The organism is Mesorhizobium sp. M0771 (assembly GCF_040320155.1).
Classification (GTDB): Bacteria; Pseudomonadota; Alphaproteobacteria; order Rhizobiales; family Rhizobiaceae; genus Mesorhizobium.
Genome location: NZ_JAMYPC010000026.1, coordinates 42,457 through 63,162, shown reverse-complemented (window position 1 = coordinate 63,162; position 20,706 = coordinate 42,457). Strand labels below are relative to the sequence as shown.

Here is a 20,706-nt window from a genome sequence, read left to right as displayed (position 1 = left end):
AACACGGCGGTGCCGGACACCAGCTGCGGCTTCTTCTTCAGCAGATTGCCGGCGAGGAAATCGAGCGGGATTTCGTTGCGCCGGGTCTTGTCGAAGAGATAGCGGCTGCCGCGTATCCAGGTGGTCATGATCAGCCCCATGAGGCAGGCAACGGATATTGACACCCATCCGCCTTCCACGATCTTGACGACATTCGCCAGGAAGAAACCCATGTCGATGGTGCCGAACAGCAGCGCCAATGCCAGGGCGAGCCCAAGCTGCCATTTCCACAAATTGCGCATGACAACGAACAGCAGAATGGTTGTCATCAGCATCTCGCCGGTCACCGAAATTCCGTAAGCGGAAGCCAGCGAACTCGAGCTGCCGAAGCCGACAACCAGCAGCATCACTCCCATGGCGATGAGCAGGTTGACGCGCGGCATATAAATCTGGCCGCTCTGCATTTCGGACGTGTGCTGCACCTCGATGCGGGGCAGCAGGTTGAGTTGCACTGCCTGACGTGCCAGCGAAAAAGCACCCGAGATCACCGCCTGACTGGCGATCACGGTGGCGGCCGTTGCCAAGCCGACCATTGGCATCAGCGCCCAATCCGGCAACATCTCGAAGAATGGATTGGTCGGCCTGCCGCCATTCGCCAATACAAAGGCGCCCTGGCCGAAGTAGTTGAGCAGCAGGCAAGGAAACACCACGGAAAACCACGCGAGCACGATCGGCTTGCGCCCGAAATGTCCAAGGTCGACATAAAGCGCCTCGGCCCCCGTTACCGCCAGGAACACTGCACCAACGGTCACGAAAGCGGCGGTCGGCGTGCCGGCTAAGTAGGCGATCGCATAATACGGGTTGATCGCCAACAGCACCGAAGGATCATCCATCAGGTGGTAGAGCCCGGAAACGCCGATGGCCAGGAACCATAGCGCCGTCACCGGCCCGAATACTGCCGCCACCTTCCCCGTGCCGAAGCGCTGCACGGAGAACAGAAATGCCAGGATGACCAAGGTGATCGGAACGACATAGGCCTCCAGCGTCGGTGTCACCACTTCCAGGCCCTCAACTGCCGACAGCACGGAAATGGCCGGAGTTATGATAGCGTCTCCGAAAAAAAGCGACGCCCCGCAAAGTCCGATGCCGAGGATAAGCTTGGCGCCTTTTGGATAGGCGCTGCGCGCCAGCGCCATCAGGGACAGCGTGCCGCCCTCGCCCTTGTTGTCGGCGCGAAGCACGAAAGCGACGTATTTTATGGTGACGATAATCGTCAGCGCCCAGACGATCAGCGACAGCACGCCCAGGACATCTATACGCGTGTCGGTACCAGGCGAAGCGTGAAGCGCCTCGCGGAAGGCATAGATCGGGCTGGTGCCGATATCGCCATAGACGACGCCAAGCGCGCCCAGCATCAGAACTTTGGTGCTGTGCTGTTCAGTGTGGGAGTGGTTCGGTTGTTCGACGGGTTCAGCCTCGCTACCGATGCTGGAAAGAGCCATCGACTACTCCCCGATCACCGCGCGGTGCGCCTTGCTTGCTGTCATGCGATATCACCTTCGACACGAGCCTTCCACCGCTACCAACCGCAAGCCTTCAGAAACCGCCCCACCGTGCCGGCCATGCCATACTCCAACGCATCGGCTGTCAACCCGTGTCCGATAGACACTTCGGCCAATGCCGGAATGCGCTTTGCCAATGCCGGAAGGTTGTTCACCACCAGATCGTGCCCGGCATTGACCTGGAGCCCGGCGGCGACTGCGGCATCCGCGGTTTTTCCCAATCTTTCCAGCTCCTTCCGCGCCTTGGCGGAATCGGAATGGTAGCTGCCGTAGGGCCCGGTATAGAGCTCGATGCGGTCGGCGCCGGTGTCGCGCGCGGCATTGACGCCGGTGGGATCCGGATCGGAAAACAGCGACACGCGGAAGCCCCCTTTTTTCAGACGCTTGACGATCGGGTTAAGGAACGCCGCCTCGGCGGCAAAGTTCCAGCCATGGTCCGATGTCGCCTGCGCCGGATCGTCGGGCACCAGCGTCACCTGCTCCGGCTGGTGCCTTTCCACAAGCGCCAGAAAATCCTCGGTCGGGTAGCCCTCGATGTTGAATTCCGCCTTGGGAAACTCGTCGTCGATAAGCGCCCGGATCTCCGGCAGGTCGGAATGCCTGGTGTGGCGCTCGTCGGGCCGCGGATGAACCGTCAGCCCGTGCGCGCCGGCCGCCAACGCCAGGCGGCCGAGCCCGGTGACGCTGGGCCATGGCAGGTTGCGGCGGTTGCGCAGCATGGCGATGGCGTTGAGATTGACCGAGAGTTTCGCGGGCATGGCGTGAGGTCCGGCTGTTTGTGCAGCGCATCTATACTGCCTTTGATGGGAACAGACAGGGGCTTTCGGGTGTTCCAGTGATGACATCTGCTCGCAAGGGGGAACCCAGCCAATGAATTTTCTCCAGTCCGTGCCCGCAATCCGCCGCCTCGAAACCGACCGTGAGGACCTCTTCGCCATCGACGTCGTCGGCCATGTCTCTGCCGCCGACGGCGAAAATCTGTTCGGATTGCTGGAGGCTGCCTACGCGCTGCACCCGAGGATCGACGTCTTGGTGCGGCTGGTCGACCATGAGGGCGTCGACTGGATCGATATGGACGACGAGACGCTGAAACAAGGTACGGTTCATGCGCTAGAGCATATCGCCCGGTGCGCGACGATCGGTGAGCCCGACTGGATAGCGGATGCGCGGAACTTCCTTCCGGCTTCGCCACCCATCGAGTTCAGGCACTTCGCGGCCGAGGATGAAGCGGATGCCTGGCAATGGCTGGGTGCGACGCCACTCAGCCCTGCTGCGCCGGCTGCTACCTGACGCCAGCTATCTAACGCCAGCTATCTAACGATCGTCAGGCGCTCTGCCGCCCGCGTGATGGCGGTATAAAGCCAGCGCTGGCGGGTTTCCTTGAACGCCCAGCTCTCGTCGAACAGCACGACATCGTTCCACTGCGAACCCTGCGCCTTGTGCACGGTCAGCGCGTAGCCATAGTCGAAATCGTCAAAGCGCTTCTTCTGCTGCCAGGGGATATCGGCGTCCGGATCCTCGAAAGCCGACTTGAGCAGCTTGATCTTGGCGACGCCGCGGTCGGGATCGTCCTCCTCGGGCGAGACCAGAAGGTTGATGCCCGGCTTCACCGTTTCGCGCGACGAGGTCATTACCTTCCACAGCGAACCGTTGAGCAGGCCCTTGGCGGGGTCGTTGCGCAGGCAGACCAGCTTGTCTCCGGCCTGCGGATAATCGGCATTGAAACCCTTCAGCTCGCGCAGGCGCTGATTGTAGCGGCGGCGTGTGCGGTTGGTGCCGACCAACACCTGGTCCGCCTTCAGCACCAGCTCCTGGGTGACGTCCTCCTTGCCGATGACCTGCGCGGTGCCGTAGTCGCCACGCATGAACTCGCGGCCCTCGCGCACGTCGAGCGCCAGCTGGATGATCGGATTGTCGCGCGCCTGGCGGTGGATTTCGGTCAAGAGCACATCCGGCTCATGCTCGGTGAAAAAGCCGCCGCCCGAGATCGGCGGCAGCTGCGCCGGATCGCCAAGCACCAGGATCGGCGTGCCAAAACTCAGAAGGTCGCGGCCAAGCTGCTCGTCGACCATCGAGCATTCGTCGATGACCACCAGCTTCGCCCGTGAAATAGGACTTTGCCGATTGAGCGAGAAGGTCGGCGACATCGAGGTCTTGCCGGTCACCTCGTCCGACACCGATTCCTCGCCCTTCGGCCGGTAGATCAACGAATGGATGGTGCGGGCATTGACCGCGCCCTTGGAACGCAGCACCTGCGCCGCCTTGCCGGTGAAGGCGGCGAACTGCACCTGCCCGTCGACATGCTCGGCAAAATAGCGCGCCAGCGTGGTCTTGCCGGTGCCGGCATAGCCGAACAGCCGGAAGACCTGCGGCCGGCCCTCTTTCAGCCAGCGCGCCACCGCCTTCAACGCCTCATCCTGTTGGGGAGAGAATTCCATCGATTCGACAGACCGGATTCGCGAGAGAAAGACAAGCTTGGTGCCAACCACCGCTTAAAACGATGGGATTGCCTCACCTTCAACGGGACAAACTAGCAGGCGCAAATGCGAACGTAAAGTGAACATGCAAGCGGATAACGAACGATTTGAATTCAGGCATTTGAACCTAGATCGGGCAATGCCACTATCACGGACATGATCGAGATGCAGATCGGCGCAGACACCTATAAGCGAGGATATTGATGAGGTCGTTCGCAGACAGGCTGATCGGAAAGTCGATAAAGAAGATCGAAATCGGCGAACCTGGTTATGGCATCGTTGTCTCCTTGTCGGATGACGCAGGGTTCGCGATATATACCGAGGTCACGGCCTGTCTGAGTGACGAAAATGCCAGAACCATAGAACGTGTTACCATCAGCGACGAGCAAGTGATCCTCCACTTGGCTGACAACGACTTCGTCGCCATTTCCAAAAACCGTGGCCGCTTCGCCGTCGTTGAGGCGTTTGTCTATGGGGACGACGAAGGCATGGTCGTCGAAAATTAGTTGCATCGGCCGCCAGATTTCAAACACCAACCACAGGCGGACTATATGTTCGCGCCGCCGCCGCTACCTCTGGTCGGCCCGGGATCGTTCTCCAACAAAATCGGCTTGCCGTGCGGGGTTGCATGCGCGGCGCGTTCCCAGGCGGCGGCGAGCGTGTCGACGTCACTTTTTCCCGCGACGCCCTTGGCCGCCAGCAGCGTCTCCAGCGCAGCCAGCCAATGCTCGTAATAATCGTGGCCGTCGCTTGCGGCGCCCGGCTTCTTCACTTGCGCCGACAGCGCATCGGCCCATTCGCTCCACGAAAACAGGCCCTTGTCATGCAGCGCCACCGTCATGGCGAAGGCTTCGGCCTGCCAGGGTTCGGCGAATACCGGTTCGTCCAGACCCGCCGGCAATGCACCTTCAGGCCGGCTCAAGATAGCTCTCCCAGGCATCGATCGAGACGGTCAGCGTCGAGTCGGCGCCCTCGCCCCAGATTTCCGAGCCATCGAAGACCACGGTATAGACCCATTGCGGGTTTTCACCGTTGCCATGTGCGTTGCTGTCGGGGAACACAAAACCGTCACGCACGGCCTCGATAACTCCGTGCTTGCCGCGCGCATAACGCGGTAGCCTTGTGTGGCCGGTGGGATTGAAATTCTTTGTCCGCACCGGGTCGCCGGCCTTGAAGCGCGGCGCCGTCTCAACCGGCCGGTCGCAGGGACTGCCCTTGGCCAGTACCGCCGGCACGTTTTCGGCCTTCAACACCCTTTTGGGCGTCGCCGCCGGATCGACCGCCCGACCTTCCGTCAGATCGCGCTCGCTGACGAAGCCATGGCGCTTCAGCAGCACCTCGAGCGCTTTGATCCATATCTGGTAGTAGCTTGAGGAATAATAGACGGCCGGATGCAGCGATTCCCTGGCGTGCCGGCTCTCGTCGATGTTCCACGCGCCCATGGCGCCGGCAGTCAGCGTCACGCCGAGCGCCCGCCTCTCCCAATCCGCATGAAAATACGGTTCGTCCTTTTCGGGCGCGACCGGCCCGAAACCCATCTGCCCACCGAGATCCTGCGGCCCGTTCATGCCGGTACCTTCTTTGTCCCGGGTTCCTTGGCCACCGCCGTGCCGATCATCGCATCGCGGCTGACCAGTTCGGCGAGTTGGTCCTCACTCCAGCCTTCGGTACCGCCAGGCCGCATCGGCACCACGAGATAGCGCAGTTCGGCAGTCGAATCCCAGACGCGGATGTTTTTCTCCGCCGGCAAGGTCAGCCCGAACTCTTCGAGCACGCCGCGGGGATCGATCACCGCCCGCGAGCGATAGGGCGGTGCCTTGTACCAGACCGGCGGCAGCCCAAGCACCGACCACGGATAGCAGGAGCACAGCGTGCAGACGACGAGGTTGTGCGTCTCGTCCGTGTTGAACACCGCCTGCATGTGCTCGCCCTGGCGGCCGCTATAGCTCAGCGACGCGATCGCTTCCGTCGCGTCGCGCTTCAGCCACTCGGCAAAGGCCGGATCGCTCCAGGCTTTCGCCACCACCCTGGCGCCGTTGCGCGGCCCGATCTTGGTCTCATAGGTGTCGACGATGACGTCGATTGCGGCCGGATCGATCAGGCCTTTTTCGGTGAGGATGGTCTCCAGCGCGCGCACGCGCGCCGCAAACGGGTCGAGCTCATTGTCGTGGTCATGATCATGGGACATGACCTCAGATTAGGATCGGCGGCACGCGGCCGCAAGCATGACAGCTTGGGCCACGGGCTATCGCCTATTCGGCGGCGGCCCTTTGCGGCTGGAGCCGATCCTCGGGACCGAACAGCGAGGCCTGCTCGCCGCTCTCGACCGCATGCAGCTCCGGCCTGTTCTTTTTCGAAGAGAAGAAGCTCACCAGCCAGCCAGAGAAATTCTCGAAATAGACATAGATGACAGGGGTGACGAACAGCGTCAGCGCCTGGGAAGCGAGCAGCCCGCCGACGACCGCGACACCGAGCGGCTGGCGCAGCTCAGCACTGGCGCCGGTGCCGAGCGCGATCGGGAACGTGCCCATCAGCGCCGCCAACGTCGTCATCATGATCGGCCTGAAACGCATCAGGCACGCCTTGTGTATGGACTCCTTGGCCGACATGCCTTCTCGTCGCAGCTCCAGCGCGACGTCGACCATCATGATGCCGTTCTTCTTGACGATGCCGATCAGCATCAGGATGCCGATCACCGCGATCACCGACAGGTCCATGCCGGCAAAGCGCAGCGCGACCACGGCGCCCAGCACCGCCGAAGGCAGGCCGGTCAGAATGGTCAGCGGATGGATGAAGCTCTCATAGAGGATGCCGAGTACGATATAGATGGTCAGAATGGCGCCGCCGATCAGCAGGCCCTGATTGGCCAGCGAATCCTGGAAGGTCTTGGCGGTGCCGGCAAAGCTGGTCGAAATCGCCGGCGGCATGCCGATCTGCTCCTTCAGCGCGGCGATGCGGGCCGTGCTGTCGCCCAGCGCCACGCCTTGCGGCAGGTTGTAGGAGATGGTCACCGCCGGCAGCTGGCCGAGCTGGTTGACCGTCAGCGCGCCGGCGGTGCGGTCGACGCGGGCAAAGGCGCCGAGCGGCACCAGGCTGCCGCTTGCCGTCCTGACCTGGATGGCCAGCATGCGCTCGGGCGACCATTCGATGTTGGGATCGAGCTCCATGATGACTTCGTAGCTGTCGGCCGAGCCGAAGATCGTCGAGACCTGCTCCGTGCCGAAGCCGCCATAGAGACTGGAGCGCAGCGTGTCGGTGTCGATGCCGAGCGAGGCCGCCTTGTCGCGATCGACCACCAGCGTCGCCTGCAATGAATTGTTCTGCAAATCGCTGGTGACGTCGGTGAAATTCGCATGATCGGCCGCCATCGCATCGTCGAGCTTTTGCGCCCATGTGTCGGTCAAGCCGGTATCGAGGCCCTGAACGACGAGCTGGTAGGCGCTGGCGGAAGAACGCGCGCCAAGCCGCAGGTTCTGCACCGGCTGCATATAGGCATCGATCCCCGGCACAGTGGCCAGTTGCCGCCGCAGATCCGACAGCACCTTGTCGATGTCGGGGCGCTGGCTCTTGTCCTTCAGCTGCACATAGAGCTGGCCCTGGTTCAGCGCATTGTTGCCGCCGCCGGCTGACCAGGCGACATGCGAGACATAGGGCGAATGCGAGAAGACACTTGCCGCCTGGTTCTGCAGCTTGACCATGGCGTCGTAGGAGATGTCCTGCCTGGCGATCGTCGTAACCGAGATCTGGCCGATATCCTCTTGCGGGAAAAAGCCTTTCGGCGAGACCTCGATCAGCCAGACCGACCCTGCCGCCGTGCCGGCGAAGACGAGGAACACCAGAAAAGTGTGGCGCAGGCAGAAGGTCAAAAGCCGGTCATAGCCGCGGGTGACGATATCCTGCTTGTGGCCGGGGGCATGCTTGTCGCGATCGGCCTTGGTCACCGACAGCAAGCGCGAACACAGCATTGGCGTCAGTGTCAGCGACACGAACATCGAAGCCAGGATGGCGACCGTCACCACGACGGCGAATTCGTTGAAGATGCGGCCGATGACGCCGCCCATTAGAAGCACGGGGATGAACACCGCCACCAGCGAGATCGAGATCGAGATGATGGTGAAGCCGATTTCGCGCGCGCCCTTCAGCGAGGCATCGAAGGCCGAGAGACCGTCCTCCTCCATGTGGCGAAAGATGTTTTCCAGCATGACGATGGCGTCGTCGACGACGAGGCCGACTGCGAGCGTCAGGCCCATCAGCGAGATGTTGTCGATGGAGAAGCCGAACAGGAACATGGCGCCGAGCGTCGCGATCAACGAGATCGGCACCGCCACGGCCGGAATGATGGTTGCAGTCACCCGGCGCAGGAAGACGAAGATCACCATCACCACCAAAGCGATGGTCAGAAGCAGCGTGAACTGGACGTCGTCGACGGCCTGGCGGATCGAGGTCGAGCGGTCGTTGAGCAGCTTTATGTCGGCTGCGGCCGGCATCTGATCCCTGAACGACGGCAGCATCGCCTTGACCTTGTCGACGACGTCGACGGTGTTGGCGTCGGGCTGGCGCTGCACCGCCAGGATGATGGCGCGCGTGCCGTCATACCAGCTTGCAGTCGTCGTGGTCTCGACCGAGTCGATGACGCGGGTCACCTCGCCCAGCCGCACCGGATGGCCGTTCTTGGTGGCGATGATGAGGTTGGAGAACCCGGCGGCATCGGTGAGCTGCGTATTGGCCGTGATGGTCAGCTGCTGCTTGTCGTTCTGCAACACGCCAAGCGGCGTGTTTGAGTTGGCCGAGGCGATCGCCGTCTGCAGCTGATCGATCGAAATGCCGCGCGCGGCAAGTGCGGTCGGATCGATCTGCACGCGCACCGCATATTTCTGCTGGCCGAAGATCGACACCTGCGCCACGCCGTCGATGGTCGACAGCGAGGGCGAGATGACGTTTTCGGCGAAGGCGTCGAGGTCGGTGAGCGGAACCGTGTCGCTGACCAGCGACATCAAAAGGATCGGCGCGTCGGCCGGATTGACCTTGCGATAGCTCGGCGGCGCCGTCATCTCGGGCGGCAGCTGGCGCTGCGTGCGCGCGATCGCTGCCTGCACATCGGCGGCGGCAGCGTCGATATCCCTGTTGAGCACGAACTGGATGGCGATCGAGGTGCGTCCCAGCGAATTGCTGGTCGAGATCGAATCGATGCCGGCAATGGTGGCGAACTGCTTGATCAGCGGCGTCGCCACCGAAGTGGCCATGGTTTCGGGCGAAGCGCCGGCCAGGGTGGCCGAGACGTTGACGACCGGGAATTCGGCGCTCGGCAGCGCCGCCACCGGCAGGAACTTGTAGGCGAACAGCCCGCCCAGCACGAGGGCGAACGACATCAGCAGCGTGGCGACAGGCCTGCGTATGCAGAATTCGGAAATCATTGGGCAGCCGCCTTGCCGGCCTCGGCGACCTTGGGAGCAGCTTGATCACCGCCGGCCGCCTTGCCTTCGTGAATGGCGGCGCCGTCCTTCAGCCTGGTCTGGCCCTCGACCACCACCTTCTCGCCTGATTTGACGCCCTCGCTGATGGCGCTGTTTTCGCCTTCGGTCAGCGCCACCTGCACCGGTCGCATCTCGACCGTGTTGTCGGGCTTGACGACATAGACGAACGGTCCCTTTTGGCTGGGCTGCACGGCAACGGTCGGGATGGATGTCATCTGCGGCATGATGCCAGCGTCGAGCACGACATTCACATATTGCCCGGGCCACAGTGAAAGATCGGCGTTGGGAATGCTCGCCCGTGTCGCGATGGTGCCGGACGCGGTGTCGACGCTGGAATCGACGAAGTCGAGCGTGCCGTTGCCGATCGGCGTCGGATCGCCATCCTTGGTCAGCGTCACCGCGCCTTGCTGCGGGTTGGCCAGCGCCTTGTGCAGCAGCGCCAGGTTGCTCTCCGGCAGGTTGAAGTTGACTTGCAGCGGATCCATCTCGGTGATCGTCACCAGCGGCGTGGCCGTGCTCGAGTTGCCGTTGCTCAAGGTGACGAGGTCACCGACCGAAACGTTGACCGCGCCCAGCCGGCCGGCAATCGGCGCCTTGATGCTGGCAAAGCCGAGCTGGACATTGTCGGCGTCGATCGTCGCCTTGTCGGCATCGACCGTCGCCGCGGCAGCCTTTTGCGCCGCCACCGCCTGATCGTAAGTCTGCTGCGTGCCGGCCTGCTTGGCGACGAGATCCTTGGCGCGCTGAAGGTCGGAGCCCGAACTGGTTAGCAGCGCCTGGTCCTTGGCGAGCGTCGCCTGATCCTTGGCAAGCTGCGCCTTGAGCGCCCTGTCGTCGAGCGAGAACAGCAGGTCGCCGGCCTTCACCATCTGGCCGTCCTTGACGTCGATCGATACGATCTGGCTGGACACGCGGGCGTTGATGTTGACCACGGCCGGCGAAGACACGAAGCCGATGGCGTAACGGCGGATCGGAAAATCGGCCGTTGTCGCGGTGGCCGAGACGATCGAGGCCGAACGGGCGGCATTGCCGCCGGCGCCGGATTTGCCCCCTGCCTTGTCGGCCGAAGCCTTGTCCGATCCAGCCGGCTTGTCCGCCGCTGCCGTCTGCCTGGCGCCCGGCAGCATCTGCTGCAGACTGCTCATCGCCGCCGGCGAAAAATAGACCCATGCCGCGGCGACACAGGCCGCTGCCACCACCACCGCCAGAACGACTTTACCGCGCATCGACTAAAAGCCCTATGATCCGACACGCCGAACCCGGTGGTCTCATTCTACGCAATCACGGCGCCTTGCCGCGATCTCGCCGAAGTAGATAGGACGCACATTTGTCGGAGAAGGGCCAAAACACGGCATTACGAAGATTTAATGTGCACTGCACAATGACTATGCAGCCGGCTCAGCAGTCGGAAAACCAGCCAGGATGCGGTTGAGATCTCAGGCGGGATGCGTCTATTTCAGCATCGGCCAGAGCGTCGCCGCCAAGAGCACGCCCATGGCGATGTTGAACCATTTCAGCCGCACCGGATCCGACAGGAACCCGCGCAGCGCTGTGCCGAAACCGGCCCACATCGAGACGCTCGGCAGGTTGACGACGGTGAAGGCGATCGCGATCAGCGCCACCGACAGGAACGGGTGGTCCGGATTGGAGTAGACGGCCATGGCGGTGATCGCCATCACCCAGGCTTTCGCATTGACCCACTGGAATGCGGCTGCCTCGATGAACCGCATCGGCCGTGCCTCCGTCTCACCCTTGCTGGACAGCGAGCGCGACATGGCGATCTTCCAGGCGAGATAGAGCAGATAGGCAGCGCCGGCGATCTTCAATCCGGTGTGCAAGGCCGGAAACGCCGTAAGCACCGCGCCCAGGCCAAAGCCGACAGCAAGCAACAGCACCAGGAAACCCATGCTGATGCCCAGCATATGCGGAATGGTTCTGACCAGGCCGAAATTCACGCCCGACGCCAAGAGCATGAGGTTGTTCGGCCCCGGCGTGATCGAGGTCACGAAGGCGTAGACCAAAAGGGCAAGGAAAGCGTCGAGGGTCATGACGGCTCACAAAGGTCAGCAATGCTGACTTAAATCGACAGAGCGCTGGACGCAACCTCATTCCATTGGTCCAAAGCGCTCCGCCGTGATCCGCCTATCCCGAGCCAGCCAGGCCGGCACAGTCTACCTGCCGTGGGCCCGCGCCGACAACAGGCTGGGAGCGGCGGCGGCCTCCTGACGGCCAGCCACACGCCGCAGGCCTTTGCGCCTCGGCGTGTTCCCGGGAAGCTTCACGCCATGCGCGAGGCCGAGGGCAGCCAGGATGCGGATGAAGAGCCAGCCGAGATCGATCTGCCCGCGTTCCAGGCCGAGCTTTGCGGATTCGGGAAACGCATGGTGATTGCCGTGGAAACTCTCGCCAAAGGTCACCAGGCCGAAACGCGGCAGGTTGTAGCCCTGCACGGCAACGCCATCGACGCGCCAGCCCTGCTGCCCGCTGCGATGTGCGAAATGCCCGACCAGCCAATGCCCGGTCAGCGACACGGAGATACGCACCGCAATGCCCCAGACCACCCAGCTCCACCCGCCGAGGAGCAAGAAAAGGATCGCCCACGGCAGTTGCTGCAGCATCCAGGTCCGCTCGACGAATTTGTAGAAGCGGTCGTTTCTGATCGACGGCTCGATGACGAAGTCAGGCGGATTGCGCAACGCTACGGCGCAATGCATTTGCCAGAAAGCGTCGGTGAAGAAAGGCCGGCGGTGGGCGTGCAGGTCGTGACAAGCCGTCTGGCGCTGCGCCCAGTCTCGTATGTCATGCGCATAGATCATGCCGAACGGACCGGCCATGCCGACGAGCGTGCCGAGATAGACCAGCGCGTGTTTGAGCCAGATGTGAACCTTGAACGAGCGATGGATGAGCAGGCGATGCATGCCGACCGAGTGTCCGGCGCAGATCGTCACCGCCGTCGTCGCTACGAACAGGGCGAAAGCGCTCCAGCTGAAGGTCAGCGGCCCGAACACCAACGCAATCAGCGTCATCGCACCGACCCAGATCGACTTGGCCGGCATCCAGACGACCTCGCCATCTTCGGCATCGCTCAAGGGCTGCGAGATCATTCTGCCTGTGGATATGGTCTTCATCGGTACCCCTCCTCTGCAGGAAACATTTCCGGACCAAAGAGCCTTGCCTTCCGGCGCGCCGGCGCTTATTTAGGCAATAAGCTAACTATCTACTATTCCGATTTAGGTATTTAGGCAATAGACTAAATACCGGAAGCGAAACGACAGAGGCAGGCGGTGATCGAAGACAATGCAGCGGATGGCGACACGGCTATCGGGGCAAGCAGCGCCATACAGCGCGTGTTCGAGGCGCTGTCATCGCAGCCGAGGCGCAAGATCCTCGCCTATCTCGCCCACTCCTCGCTGACCGCGGGCGAGATCGCGGCGCGCTTCGACATGTCGAAGCCGTCGATCTCGCAGCATCTGAGCATCCTGGAGACGGCCGGCCTCATCGCCAGGGAGCGGCAGGGACAATTCATCCGCTACTCGCTGGTCCAGAACAATCTGGTTAACACGCTGAACGGCTTCGTCCAGGACGTCTGTCCGGTATCGCGCCCGATCAAAAGGGAGAGTAAGAATCTGGCGAGCGGCAAGGTCGATCCCAAGCCGGTAAAATAGTTGGACTGAGACTACATCCCTTGCGGGCCGCGGTTCATCGCCGCCACGCCGGTGCGGCAGATCTCGACCAGGCCGAGCGGCTTCATGATGGCGATGAACTGGTCGAGCTTCGAACCCTTGCCGGTAATCTCGAAGATGAAGTGCTCGGTGTTGGCGTCGATGACCGAAGCGCGAAAAGCGTCCGCCAGACGCAGCGCCTCGACGCGGGCTTCGCCGGTGCCGGCGACCTTGACCAGCGCCAACTCGCGTTCCAGCGGCCGCTCCTGGCCGAACTCGTGCGAGCGCACGGTGAGATCGACGACGCGATGCACCGGTACGATGCGTTCGAGCTGGTGCTTGATCTGCTCCAGCACATGCGGCGTGCCGCGCGTCACGATGGTGATGCGCGACAGGTGCTTCTCGTGTTCGGTCTCGGAGACGGTGAGGCTCTCGATGTTATAACCGCGGCCGGAAAACAGGCCGATGACCCGGGCAAGCACACCGGGCTCATTGTCGACCAGCACGGAGAGCGTGTGGTTCTCCGGCTTTTCCGTTTCCTTGGCGATGAAATAGGCGGAGCCGGTCGGTTGAAGCTGTGCGTTCATGACATGAATCTCGATTTCAGACTTTGAGCTAATTCTCTGTTTGCGCACGGCTTCTCGCGACAGCCCTGCCCCGGCTTGGACCTAGACCAGTTCCCTGCCCTTGGCGTCGATGGCGTTGGCCACGGCTTCGTCGGTCGCCTCGTCGGGCAGGAGCATTTCATTATGCGCCTTGCCCGACGGGATCATCGGGAAGCAGTTGGCGAGCGTCGCCACCCGGCAATCGAACAGCACCGGCTTCTTCACCGCGATCATCTCCTTGATCGCATCGTCCAGCTCGTCCGGCTTCTCGCAGCGAATGCCATGGCCGCCATATGCGTCGGCCAGCTTGACGAAGTCGGGCATCGCTTCGGTGTAGGAATGCGACAGACGGTTGCCGTGCAGCAGCTGCTGCCACTGGCGCACCATGCCCATATACTGGTTGTTGAGGATGAAGATCTTGATCGGCGCATTGTGCTGCACCGCCGCGCTCATCTCCTGCATCGTCATCTGCACCGAGGCATCGCCTGCGATGTCGATGACCAGCGCATCCGGGTGCGCGATCTGCACGCCGAGCGCAGCCGGCAGACCGTAGCCCATCGTGCCCAACCCGCCCGACGTCATCCAGCGGTTCGGCTTCTCGAAATGATAGTGCTGCGCCGCCCACATCTGGTGCTGGCCGACCTCGGTGGTGATGTAGGTGTCCATGTCCTTGGTCAGTTCGTAGAGCCGCTGGATGGCATATTGCGGCATGATCACATCGTGGTTCATCTTGAACGCGAGCGAGTCACGCGCGCGCCATTTGGCGATCTGCTCCCACCAGGGATGGAGCGCCTTCTTGTCGGCCTTGGCGCTCGCCCGCCACAGCCGCACCATGTCCTCCAGCACCCGGCCGACATCGCCGATGATGGGCACTTCCGTGTGCACGTTCTTGTTGATCGACGATGGATCGATGTCGATGTGGATCTTCTTCGAGTTGGGCGAGAAGGCGGTCAGCCGTCCGGTGATGCGGTCGTCGAAGCGCGCGCCGATGCAGATCATCACGTCGCAATCATGCATCGCCATATTGGCTTCATAAGTGCCGTGCATGCCCAGCATGCCCATCCAGTTCTTGCCCGATGCCGGATACGCGCCGAGGCCCATCAGCGTCGAGGTGATCGGGAAGCCGGTGAGGTCGACCAGTTCGCGCAGAAGATGGCTGGCCTCCGGACCGGAGTTGATGACGCCGCCGCCCGAATAGATGATCGGCTTCTTGGCGCTGGCCATCAGTTCGACGGCGGCCTTGATCTTTTCCAGGTCGCCCTGGACCTTCGGCTGGTAGCTGGTGCGCGGCGCCGCCTGCGGCGGCACATAGATGCCTTTGGCGAACTGCACATCCTTCGGAATGTCGACCACCACCGGGCCGGGGCGGCCGGTCGTCGCGACATGGAAGGCCTCATGGATGGTGGCGGCCAATTCGTTGACGTCCTTCACCAGCCAGTTGTGCTTGGTGCAGGGGCGCGTGATGCCGACCGTGTCGCACTCCTGGAACGCGTCGGAGCCGATCAGCGAAGTCGGCACCTGCCCGGTCAGGCAGACCAGCGGGATCGAATCCATCAGCGCATCCTGCAGCGGCGTCACCGCATTGGTGGCGCCCGGGCCGGAGGTCACCAGCATGACGCCGGCCTTGCCGGTCGAGCGGGCATAGCCTTCGGCCGCATGCCCTGCGCCTTGCTCGTGGCGGACGAGGATGTGCTCGACCTCGTCCTGCTGGAAGATTTCGTCATAGATCGGAAGCACCGCGCCGCCGGGATAGCCGAAGACATGCTTGACGCCATTGTCCTTCAGCGCCTGCACCACCATTTCGGCGCCAGTCATTTCCCTGTTTGGCATTTCGCGCCGTTCGTTCTGTCCGTTGCTCATCGGTCTGGTCCCGTACTTCTAGCCATGAGGCGATTGCTGGTCGTTTAGTCGTGTTTCGGGCAATAAAAAAGGCCCCCGATGGGAGCCTGTGTGTTGCGCATGGGAGGTTTTCGCCCGGCGGTTACACCGCCTTGCCCACGCGCTTTCCTACGAGAATGAGTGCCTTTTTCATCGTGGCGGACACTACGAGGGTGAAAGGCAAGGTGTCAACGGGAAAAACGCGCGATGCGAAAGACAAAGCAAGTGGCCCGCCGCCTCTGGTCGGCGGGCCACCGCGGCGCATACGATACCCCTCAATCGCACCGCGCCGGGAACAAGAGCCACTGCCGTGTCACGTCAGGATCAGCACGATCTTGTACGTATCCGGGTCGACGATGACGATGCGCCCGTCGGCCAGCACGAAGTACTCATAGGATTCGTAAGCCGGGACGATCTTGACAATGCGCGCCGGCAGACGGTGCAGGCGCACTTTGTGCCGCGGCACCTCGATGCCGACCGAAATGTCGAAGTCGACGTTCTTCACCGGCTCAACCCTGGTCTCGTGGATGATCTGCGTGACCTGCGTCTTCTGCTCGACTGTCACGTTGTTGATCGAGGCCGTATTGCCCTGGTCGGTCTGGACGTTTGTGTTGCCCTGAGCGTTCTGCTCGGTGGTGGTCCCGGCCTTGCCCTGGGCCTGCTGGTCCGTGCTGGTGCCGGTCTGGCCCTGAGCGTTCTGCTCGGTGCTGGTCCCGGCTTTGCCCTGAGCCTGCTTCTCGGTGCTGGTGCCGGTCTGGCCCTGAGCGTTCTGCTCGGTGCTGGTCCCGGCCTTGCCTTGGGCCTGTTCATCCGTCTTGAGCTTGGCCTTGCCCTGAGCCTGCTTCTCGGTGCTGGTGCCGGTCTGGCCCTGAGCATTCTGCTCGGTGCTGGTCCCGGCCTTGCCCTGGGCCTGTTCATCCGTCTTGAGCTTGGCCTTGCCCTGAGCCTGCTGATCGGTCGTGGCGCCGGCCTGACCCTGAGCATTCTGCTCGGTACTGGTCCCGGCCTTGCCCTGTGCCTGTTCATCCGTCTTGAGCTTGGCTTTGCCCTGAGCCTGCTGATCGGTCGTGGCGCCAGCCTGGCCCTGTGCATTCTGATCGGTCTGTGACTTCATCTTGCCTTGCGCCTGTTCGCCGGCCTTGCCGCCCTTCTGGCAATCGGCCGCGCCAGCGGCGCAGTTGTCGCCGCCGCTCGGCTGCACAGCCTGGGTCTGGGCGATCGCGGCGCCGCACCCGACGCCAAGCGCAATCATGCTCGTGATCAACACATGTTTCATCTGCTTTCTCCTTAAAGAGTCGGTCCCTCAGCCTAGCCAACTCTGTCAAAAATACTTTGTTCCGCATTTTGCGAATAAAATCGGGCTTCTAAGAAGACCAATAAATGTAGGCAGTAGTTTTGCCAACAATCAGCTACAAATTGCATCAAAAAATTAATGCAACGCAAGATTTTTGCTTTTTTCTGAGCTTGTGATCCCATAGCGATGACACCAGCCTCACAAGCTTAGAAGTACTCCCGTCGTCATGACCAGGATGGCTACCCCGAAAACAGGCAAGAGCAACCATCGTGCCTGATGGACGCTGTTGTCCATTAACGCCTCCCACAAGTGCTGATCTCAACGATGCCGAGAACCCTGTGTTCCGCCCTGAGGAGGCTCTAGGACCTCTACAGCCTGGCACCAGACTTTGGTCCCTCTCCCTATAGTCCATTGGCCCGATGACGCCCGGACCGAAGCCCCACGCGGGAACGCAGCCGCGAAAAGCCCGTTCGGCTTGCGGTGTGCATCAACCTCACCAACAACCACCGTATCGGAATCGAGCTCGCGCAAGATGCATGAGCGTTGATGAAGGAGAGAATCATGACGACCATGTACCAGTCGACCGCAATTGCCGGATTCTTGCTGCTCGCGAGCGCGGGCGTAGTTGCCGCTCAAGACGTCATCATCGCGCCGGAGCAGGAAACGGTTGTGCGCGAATACGTGAAAAAGCAGCCCCTTGCGTCGGTGAAGATTCCAGGTGTCGAATTGAACGTGGGGACCGCCATTCCCGACACGGTGGAACTGCATGAAGTGCCGAGCGTCAAGTATCGCTACGTTGTGGTCGACGGGCGAACCGTGCTGGTCGACCCCGGCACGCGGAAGATCGTCAAGATCATACAGTAACGCTGATCCCACCGCCGTTCCCCGCGGGTGGCGGTGGGATCATGCCCTGAAATTGCGGTTTCCCCGGCAATTCAACCTAGCGCTTGCTCGCACCATCGACCGTTCTAGATGTAGGATGGCTTAGGCATTTTGGCGCGGCCAAAGTCGCGGGGTCGGTTGAGACGTGCGCTACATTGATAGTCTCTATCAAAACTGGAACAGGCTATCGTTGGCTTGGCAGTTCATCATAGTCGGAAGCATTGGGCTGCTGTCGCTGATGCTGGTCGTCGGCCTATGGGTCACCTCGCAAATACGAGATGGAGTGATCCGCAACTCTGCAAGCACGACCGCGCTTTACGTCGACAGTGTCATCGCGCCAATCCTGCCGGATATGCGCAAAAGCCAGCAGCTCAGCGACACCGTTAAACGGGCGCTCGATGAAACCCTGGACCAGGGTGCTCTCGGCAAAAAACTGGCGTCGTTCGTGCTTTGGCGGCGTGATGGCAAGGTGCTGTACGCCAAAGACGCGGCTCTTATCGGCCAGACCTTCGAGCCAAATGCGAACTTGCTGCATGCGTTCGGTGGAAACGTGGTGGCGCAATTCAATGATCTGGACGAAAATGAAAGGAAGGAACGGAAGAGCCCCACCGCCTCGCTGCTCGAGATCTACAATCCGGTTCGAGAGCCGTGGTCGGGCGATGTTGTGGCCGTTTCCGAGTTCTACGAGATAGCCGACGATCTTCAGGGCACTTTAAACTCGGCACTATGGTCGAGCTGGCTGCTCGTGGCTGGCGCGACCGCGGTCGCCTTGGCGATGCTCTCGGGAATCGTGCTTCGCGGCAGCAGCACTATCGAAACGCAGCGTTCAGCGCTTGAGACACAAGTGGCCGAACTTCAGTTGCTTTTGGAGCAGAATTCCGCTTTGCGGGAGCGCGTCCAGCAGGCGTCGCGCCGCGCAACGGCAATCAACGAGCGTTACTTGCGTCGCATCGGGTCTGATTTGCATGACGGTCCAGCTCAGCTGGTCGCACTGGCTGCGCTGCGCATGGACAGCCCTCTGCTGCTCGATCCCGCCGCATCCCCAAGCCACCGGAAGACCGAGATCGCCGATATCCATCATACGTTGGACGAGGCGATGCGGGAGATCCGCGCCATCTGCACCGGCCTCGTGCTGCCACAGATCGAAGCTTCGACAGTCGCGGAGATATTGCGGCTTGCGGTTGCCGAACATGAACGCCGGACGGCCTCCTCCGTATCGCTTTCACTGCCATCTCGCCTGCCCGACCTGGGGACGTCCGAGAAAATAAGCATCTTTCGCTTCGCGCAGGAGGGGCTGAACAATGCCTGGCGACACGGTCTGGGCAAGGGGCAGGCTGTCAAGGCGAGAGTGACGCAGGGCAAGCTCCTCATTCAAGTGCTTGATCACGGCCCTGGATTCCAGTCGGGATCGTGTGAAGGACTTGGACTCGCCGGTATGAGGGAACGTATCGAAAGTATCGGAGGTCACTTCGAGACCTTTTCGAGCCCCAGGGGGACCCGGCTGACCATAACGCTCAACATCGAGGACCAGAAATGACCGCTCCCATAAGGATTGCCATTGTTGATGATCATCCGCTGTTTCGCGAGGGTGTGGCTCGCAGCCTCGCCGAAATCGGCGGCTTCGAAGTCGTTGGTGCGGGCGAAACCGCGACGGATGCCGAACAGCTTGCGGCCTTGGCAAATCCCGACATATTGCTGCTAGACATCAGTTTGCCGGGAGGGGGTCTGGCGGCAGCGGAAAATATTCTTGCAACTCAGCCTGACTGCAAGATCGTCATGCTCACCGTCTCGGAGGCGAACGCCGATTTGGCAACGGCGCTCAGGCTGGGCGTACGCGGATATGTGCTGAAAGGGATTGGGGCGGCATCGCTGGCCGAGGTGCTGACTTATATAGCCGCAGGAAAAAAATATGTTTCGCCGACCCTGTCAGCGCAGCTTTTGAATGAACTGATCCGGCCGGAAAAGCGCACAACCGATCTCGTTGCCAATCTCTCGGGACGCGAGCTTGGGATAATCTCCTTGGTAGGCGAAGGACTGAGCAATAAAGAAGTCGCCAAACGTCTCAACCTGCAGGAGAAAACGGTAAAACACCACATGACTCGGATATTTCAAAAGCTAAAGGTGCGAAACCGCACCGAAGCAGCCATTCTTATGCACGCGCCCAAAACGGGTCTTGTATAGGGAGATCGGGGCTTGTCTGAAGGTCGGATGCTGGTTGGCGAACCAACAGTTACAGCCCTTTCAGACGAGCAATGTCGGAGGCCCTTACGGCGCGTTCGACAATTGTCCTTCCAAGCGGATCCTTCATAGTGAAGCGGCCGGCCTCGATGCTTTCGCTGAATCCATCGCGATGCACGACCTGGATTTTGGCGCCCTGTACCGTCACCGTGTCGCCAGCGGCATTGACTTGGCTACTGGGAGCTTGGCTACCGGCGGCGTTGTCGCCGGCACCATTTTTTCCCTTTCCGTTGGCGTTGCCATTCCCGGCGTTGCCGCCTGAGCCATTACCGTTACCACTACCGTTGCCACCACCGTTACCATTGCCATTGTTTCCGCTCTTGGCGCTGGCAGCGGCGAATTCGATCTTGTAACCGTCGACATGGCTCAACCGCAGACCAAGCACCGGCATCGTCACCGCAACCGCCGCGAATACGCGCAAGCTAAAGTACGCCCGGCGACGCACGGATGAAAACAGGGGCTGCCTTTCTCCATTCATGCCACCATCACATCATGATGTGTCACGGTATTCAAGAATGAACAGCCCAAAATTGCGGCTCACAAACGCTGAGGAAACTCTCCTTTCGTGCTTGCAGCTCGATTCTCAGACCTTCGTCTGAGTCAAATATACACCGAAGTCTGACCTACTGATCTTGGGCCGCGCCGACGGATGTCG

At 61.5% G+C, this 20,706-nt stretch carries 20 protein-coding genes; 6 read left to right on the top strand and 14 right to left on the bottom strand.

What is annotated here, in order from left to right; genetic code table 11:
* Together NKI05_RS28525 and NKI05_RS28520 are read right to left on the bottom strand one after the other, a co-directional pair.
* Positions 1-1,481, bottom strand: a 1,481-nt coding sequence (locus tag NKI05_RS28525) for a potassium transporter Kup (protein ID WP_352560972.1), incomplete at its 3' end; no start/stop codon positions are given.
* Between the two features lie 77 nt (positions 1,482-1,558).
* Positions 1,559-2,299 (bottom strand): pyridoxine 5'-phosphate synthase, encoded by a 741-nt coding sequence (locus NKI05_RS28520; RefSeq protein ID WP_023714735.1) that lies wholly within the window; start codon positions 2,297-2,299, stop codon positions 1,559-1,561.
* A 112-nt stretch (positions 2,300-2,411) separates the two neighbouring features.
* Between NKI05_RS28520 and NKI05_RS28515 the strand changes: the two genes are divergently transcribed.
* Positions 2,412-2,831: a SpoIIAA family protein gene (locus NKI05_RS28515; protein WP_023682069.1), complete on the top strand. Its 420-nt coding sequence runs from the start codon at positions 2,412-2,414 to the stop codon at positions 2,829-2,831.
* Positions 2,832-2,851: 20 nt separating this feature from the next.
* Here the strand turns inward: NKI05_RS28515 and NKI05_RS28510 are convergent, their stop codons facing one another.
* Positions 2,852-3,979 carry an ATP-dependent DNA helicase gene (locus NKI05_RS28510; RefSeq protein ID WP_023668361.1) on the bottom strand — a complete coding sequence of 376 codons (1,128 nt, stop codon included), beginning with the start codon at positions 3,977-3,979 and terminating at the stop codon, positions 2,852-2,854.
* Between the two features lie 242 nt (positions 3,980-4,221).
* On the opposite strand from NKI05_RS28510, the gene NKI05_RS28505 reads away from it, so the two are divergent.
* Positions 4,222-4,524, top strand: coding sequence for a hypothetical protein (locus NKI05_RS28505; protein WP_023714736.1), 303 nt, complete (start codon positions 4,222-4,224; stop codon positions 4,522-4,524).
* 41 nt (positions 4,525-4,565) lie between these two features.
* On the opposite strand, the gene NKI05_RS28500 is transcribed toward NKI05_RS28505, so the two are convergent.
* The 7 genes from NKI05_RS28500 to NKI05_RS28470 all read right to left on the bottom strand — a co-directional run bounded on the left by NKI05_RS28500 (position 4,566) and on the right by NKI05_RS28470 (position 12,620).
* Positions 4,566-4,940, bottom strand: coding sequence for a nitrile hydratase accessory protein (locus NKI05_RS28500; protein WP_023725319.1), 375 nt, complete (start codon positions 4,938-4,940; stop codon positions 4,566-4,568).
* Positions 4,927-5,586: a nitrile hydratase subunit beta gene (gene nthB / locus NKI05_RS28495; RefSeq protein WP_023682072.1), complete on the bottom strand. Its 660-nt coding sequence runs from the start codon at positions 5,584-5,586 to the stop codon at positions 4,927-4,929. Before nthB ends, NKI05_RS28500 begins: the two co-directional genes overlap by 14 nt.
* Entirely contained in the window at positions 5,583-6,206 is a 624-nt protein-coding gene (gene nthA / locus NKI05_RS28490; protein ID WP_023815545.1) for a nitrile hydratase subunit alpha, read from the bottom strand. Before nthA ends, nthB begins: the two co-directional genes overlap by 4 nt.
* Before the next feature lie 64 nt (positions 6,207-6,270).
* Complete coding sequence (locus tag NKI05_RS28485; RefSeq protein ID WP_023815546.1) at positions 6,271-9,432, bottom strand: efflux RND transporter permease subunit; 3,162 nt, start codon at positions 9,430-9,432, stop codon at positions 6,271-6,273.
* Entirely contained in the window at positions 9,429-10,718 is a 1,290-nt protein-coding gene (locus NKI05_RS28480; protein ID WP_023688076.1) for an efflux RND transporter periplasmic adaptor subunit, read from the bottom strand. The genes NKI05_RS28485 and NKI05_RS28480 overlap by 4 nt, the downstream gene beginning before the upstream one ends.
* Before the next feature lie 225 nt (positions 10,719-10,943).
* Positions 10,944-11,540 carry a LysE family translocator gene (locus tag NKI05_RS28475; protein ID WP_023688075.1) on the bottom strand — a complete coding sequence of 199 codons (597 nt, stop codon included), beginning with the start codon at positions 11,538-11,540 and terminating at the stop codon, positions 10,944-10,946.
* A gap of 123 nt (positions 11,541-11,663) precedes the next feature.
* Complete coding sequence (locus tag NKI05_RS28470; RefSeq protein WP_023714739.1) at positions 11,664-12,620, bottom strand: acyl-CoA desaturase; 957 nt, start codon at positions 12,618-12,620, stop codon at positions 11,664-11,666.
* A 156-nt stretch (positions 12,621-12,776) separates the two neighbouring features.
* Here NKI05_RS28470 and NKI05_RS28465 point away from each other — a divergent pair, with 156 nt between their 5' ends.
* A complete protein-coding gene (locus tag NKI05_RS28465; protein ID WP_023702997.1) occupies positions 12,777-13,157 on the top strand; it encodes a metalloregulator ArsR/SmtB family transcription factor in 381 nt (126 codons plus the stop codon).
* An 11-nt stretch (positions 13,158-13,168) separates the two neighbouring features.
* Here the strand turns inward: NKI05_RS28465 and ilvN are convergent, their stop codons facing one another.
* The 3 genes from ilvN to NKI05_RS28450 all read right to left on the bottom strand — a co-directional run bounded on the left by ilvN (position 13,169) and on the right by NKI05_RS28450 (position 16,889).
* Positions 13,169-13,741, bottom strand: coding sequence for an acetolactate synthase small subunit (gene ilvN, locus NKI05_RS28460; RefSeq protein ID WP_023668352.1), 573 nt, complete (start codon positions 13,739-13,741; stop codon positions 13,169-13,171).
* 81 nt (positions 13,742-13,822) lie between these two features.
* Positions 13,823-15,619 carry an acetolactate synthase 3 large subunit gene (locus tag NKI05_RS28455; RefSeq protein WP_023668351.1) on the bottom strand — a complete coding sequence of 599 codons (1,797 nt, stop codon included), beginning with the start codon at positions 15,617-15,619 and terminating at the stop codon, positions 13,823-13,825.
* Positions 15,620-15,950: 331 nt separating this feature from the next.
* Positions 15,951-16,889 (bottom strand): DUF1236 domain-containing protein, encoded by a 939-nt coding sequence (locus NKI05_RS28450; RefSeq protein WP_502898772.1) that lies wholly within the window; start codon positions 16,887-16,889, stop codon positions 15,951-15,953.
* Between the two features lie 603 nt (positions 16,890-17,492).
* Between NKI05_RS28450 and NKI05_RS28445 the strand changes: the two genes are divergently transcribed.
* The 3 genes from NKI05_RS28445 (at position 17,493) to NKI05_RS28435 (ending at position 19,994) form a co-directional block, all read left to right on the top strand.
* Entirely contained in the window at positions 17,493-17,795 is a 303-nt protein-coding gene (locus tag NKI05_RS28445) for a DUF1236 domain-containing protein (protein ID WP_023731684.1), read from the top strand.
* A 163-nt stretch (positions 17,796-17,958) separates the two neighbouring features.
* Positions 17,959-19,350: a sensor histidine kinase gene (locus tag NKI05_RS28440; protein WP_023690914.1), complete on the top strand. Its 1,392-nt coding sequence runs from the start codon at positions 17,959-17,961 to the stop codon at positions 19,348-19,350.
* Positions 19,347-19,994 carry a LuxR C-terminal-related transcriptional regulator gene (locus tag NKI05_RS28435; RefSeq protein ID WP_023668347.1) on the top strand — a complete coding sequence of 216 codons (648 nt, stop codon included), beginning with the start codon at positions 19,347-19,349 and terminating at the stop codon, positions 19,992-19,994. The genes NKI05_RS28440 and NKI05_RS28435 overlap by 4 nt, the downstream gene beginning before the upstream one ends.
* A 49-nt stretch (positions 19,995-20,043) precedes the next feature.
* Here the strand turns inward: NKI05_RS28435 and NKI05_RS28430 are convergent, their stop codons facing one another.
* A complete protein-coding gene (locus NKI05_RS28430; RefSeq protein ID WP_023731683.1) occupies positions 20,044-20,472 on the bottom strand; it encodes a hypothetical protein in 429 nt (142 codons plus the stop codon).
* Positions 20,473-20,706 lie beyond the last annotated feature (234 nt).

Excerpts from the sequence above, each read along its gene's own strand:
- nthB (WP_023682072.1), bottom strand. The coding sequence starts at position 5,586 with ATGAACGGGCCGCAGGATCTCGGTGGGCAGATGGGTTTCGGGCCGGTC.
- NKI05_RS28510 (WP_023668361.1), bottom strand. The coding sequence starts at position 3,979 with ATGGAATTCTCTCCCCAACAGGATGAGGCGTTGAAGGCGGTGGCGCGC.
- NKI05_RS28475 (WP_023688075.1), bottom strand. The coding sequence starts at position 11,540 with ATGACCCTCGACGCTTTCCTTGCCCTTTTGGTCTACGCCTTCGTGACC.
- NKI05_RS28455 (WP_023668351.1), bottom strand. The coding sequence starts at position 15,619 with ATGAGCAACGGACAGAACGAACGGCGCGAAATGCCAAACAGGGAAATG.
- NKI05_RS28485 (WP_023815546.1), bottom strand. The coding sequence starts at position 9,432 with ATGATTTCCGAATTCTGCATACGCAGGCCTGTCGCCACGCTGCTGATG.
- NKI05_RS28520 (WP_023714735.1), bottom strand. The coding sequence starts at position 2,299 with ATGCCCGCGAAACTCTCGGTCAATCTCAACGCCATCGCCATGCTGCGC.
- NKI05_RS28505 (WP_023714736.1), top strand. The coding sequence starts at position 4,222 with ATGAGGTCGTTCGCAGACAGGCTGATCGGAAAGTCGATAAAGAAGATC.
- NKI05_RS28445 (WP_023731684.1), top strand. The coding sequence starts at position 17,493 with ATGACGACCATGTACCAGTCGACCGCAATTGCCGGATTCTTGCTGCTC.
- NKI05_RS28435 (WP_023668347.1), top strand. The coding sequence starts at position 19,347 with ATGACCGCTCCCATAAGGATTGCCATTGTTGATGATCATCCGCTGTTT.
- nthA (WP_023815545.1), bottom strand. The coding sequence starts at position 6,206 with ATGTCCCATGATCATGACCACGACAATGAGCTCGACCCGTTTGCGGCG.
- ilvN (WP_023668352.1), bottom strand. The coding sequence starts at position 13,741 with ATGAACGCACAGCTTCAACCGACCGGCTCCGCCTATTTCATCGCCAAG.
- NKI05_RS28480 (WP_023688076.1), bottom strand. The coding sequence starts at position 10,718 with ATGCGCGGTAAAGTCGTTCTGGCGGTGGTGGTGGCAGCGGCCTGTGTC.
- NKI05_RS28515 (WP_023682069.1), top strand. The coding sequence starts at position 2,412 with ATGAATTTTCTCCAGTCCGTGCCCGCAATCCGCCGCCTCGAAACCGAC.
- NKI05_RS28450 (WP_502898772.1), bottom strand. The coding sequence starts at position 16,889 with ATGATTGCGCTTGGCGTCGGGTGCGGCGCCGCGATCGCCCAGACCCAG.
- NKI05_RS28470 (WP_023714739.1), bottom strand. The coding sequence starts at position 12,620 with ATGAAGACCATATCCACAGGCAGAATGATCTCGCAGCCCTTGAGCGAT.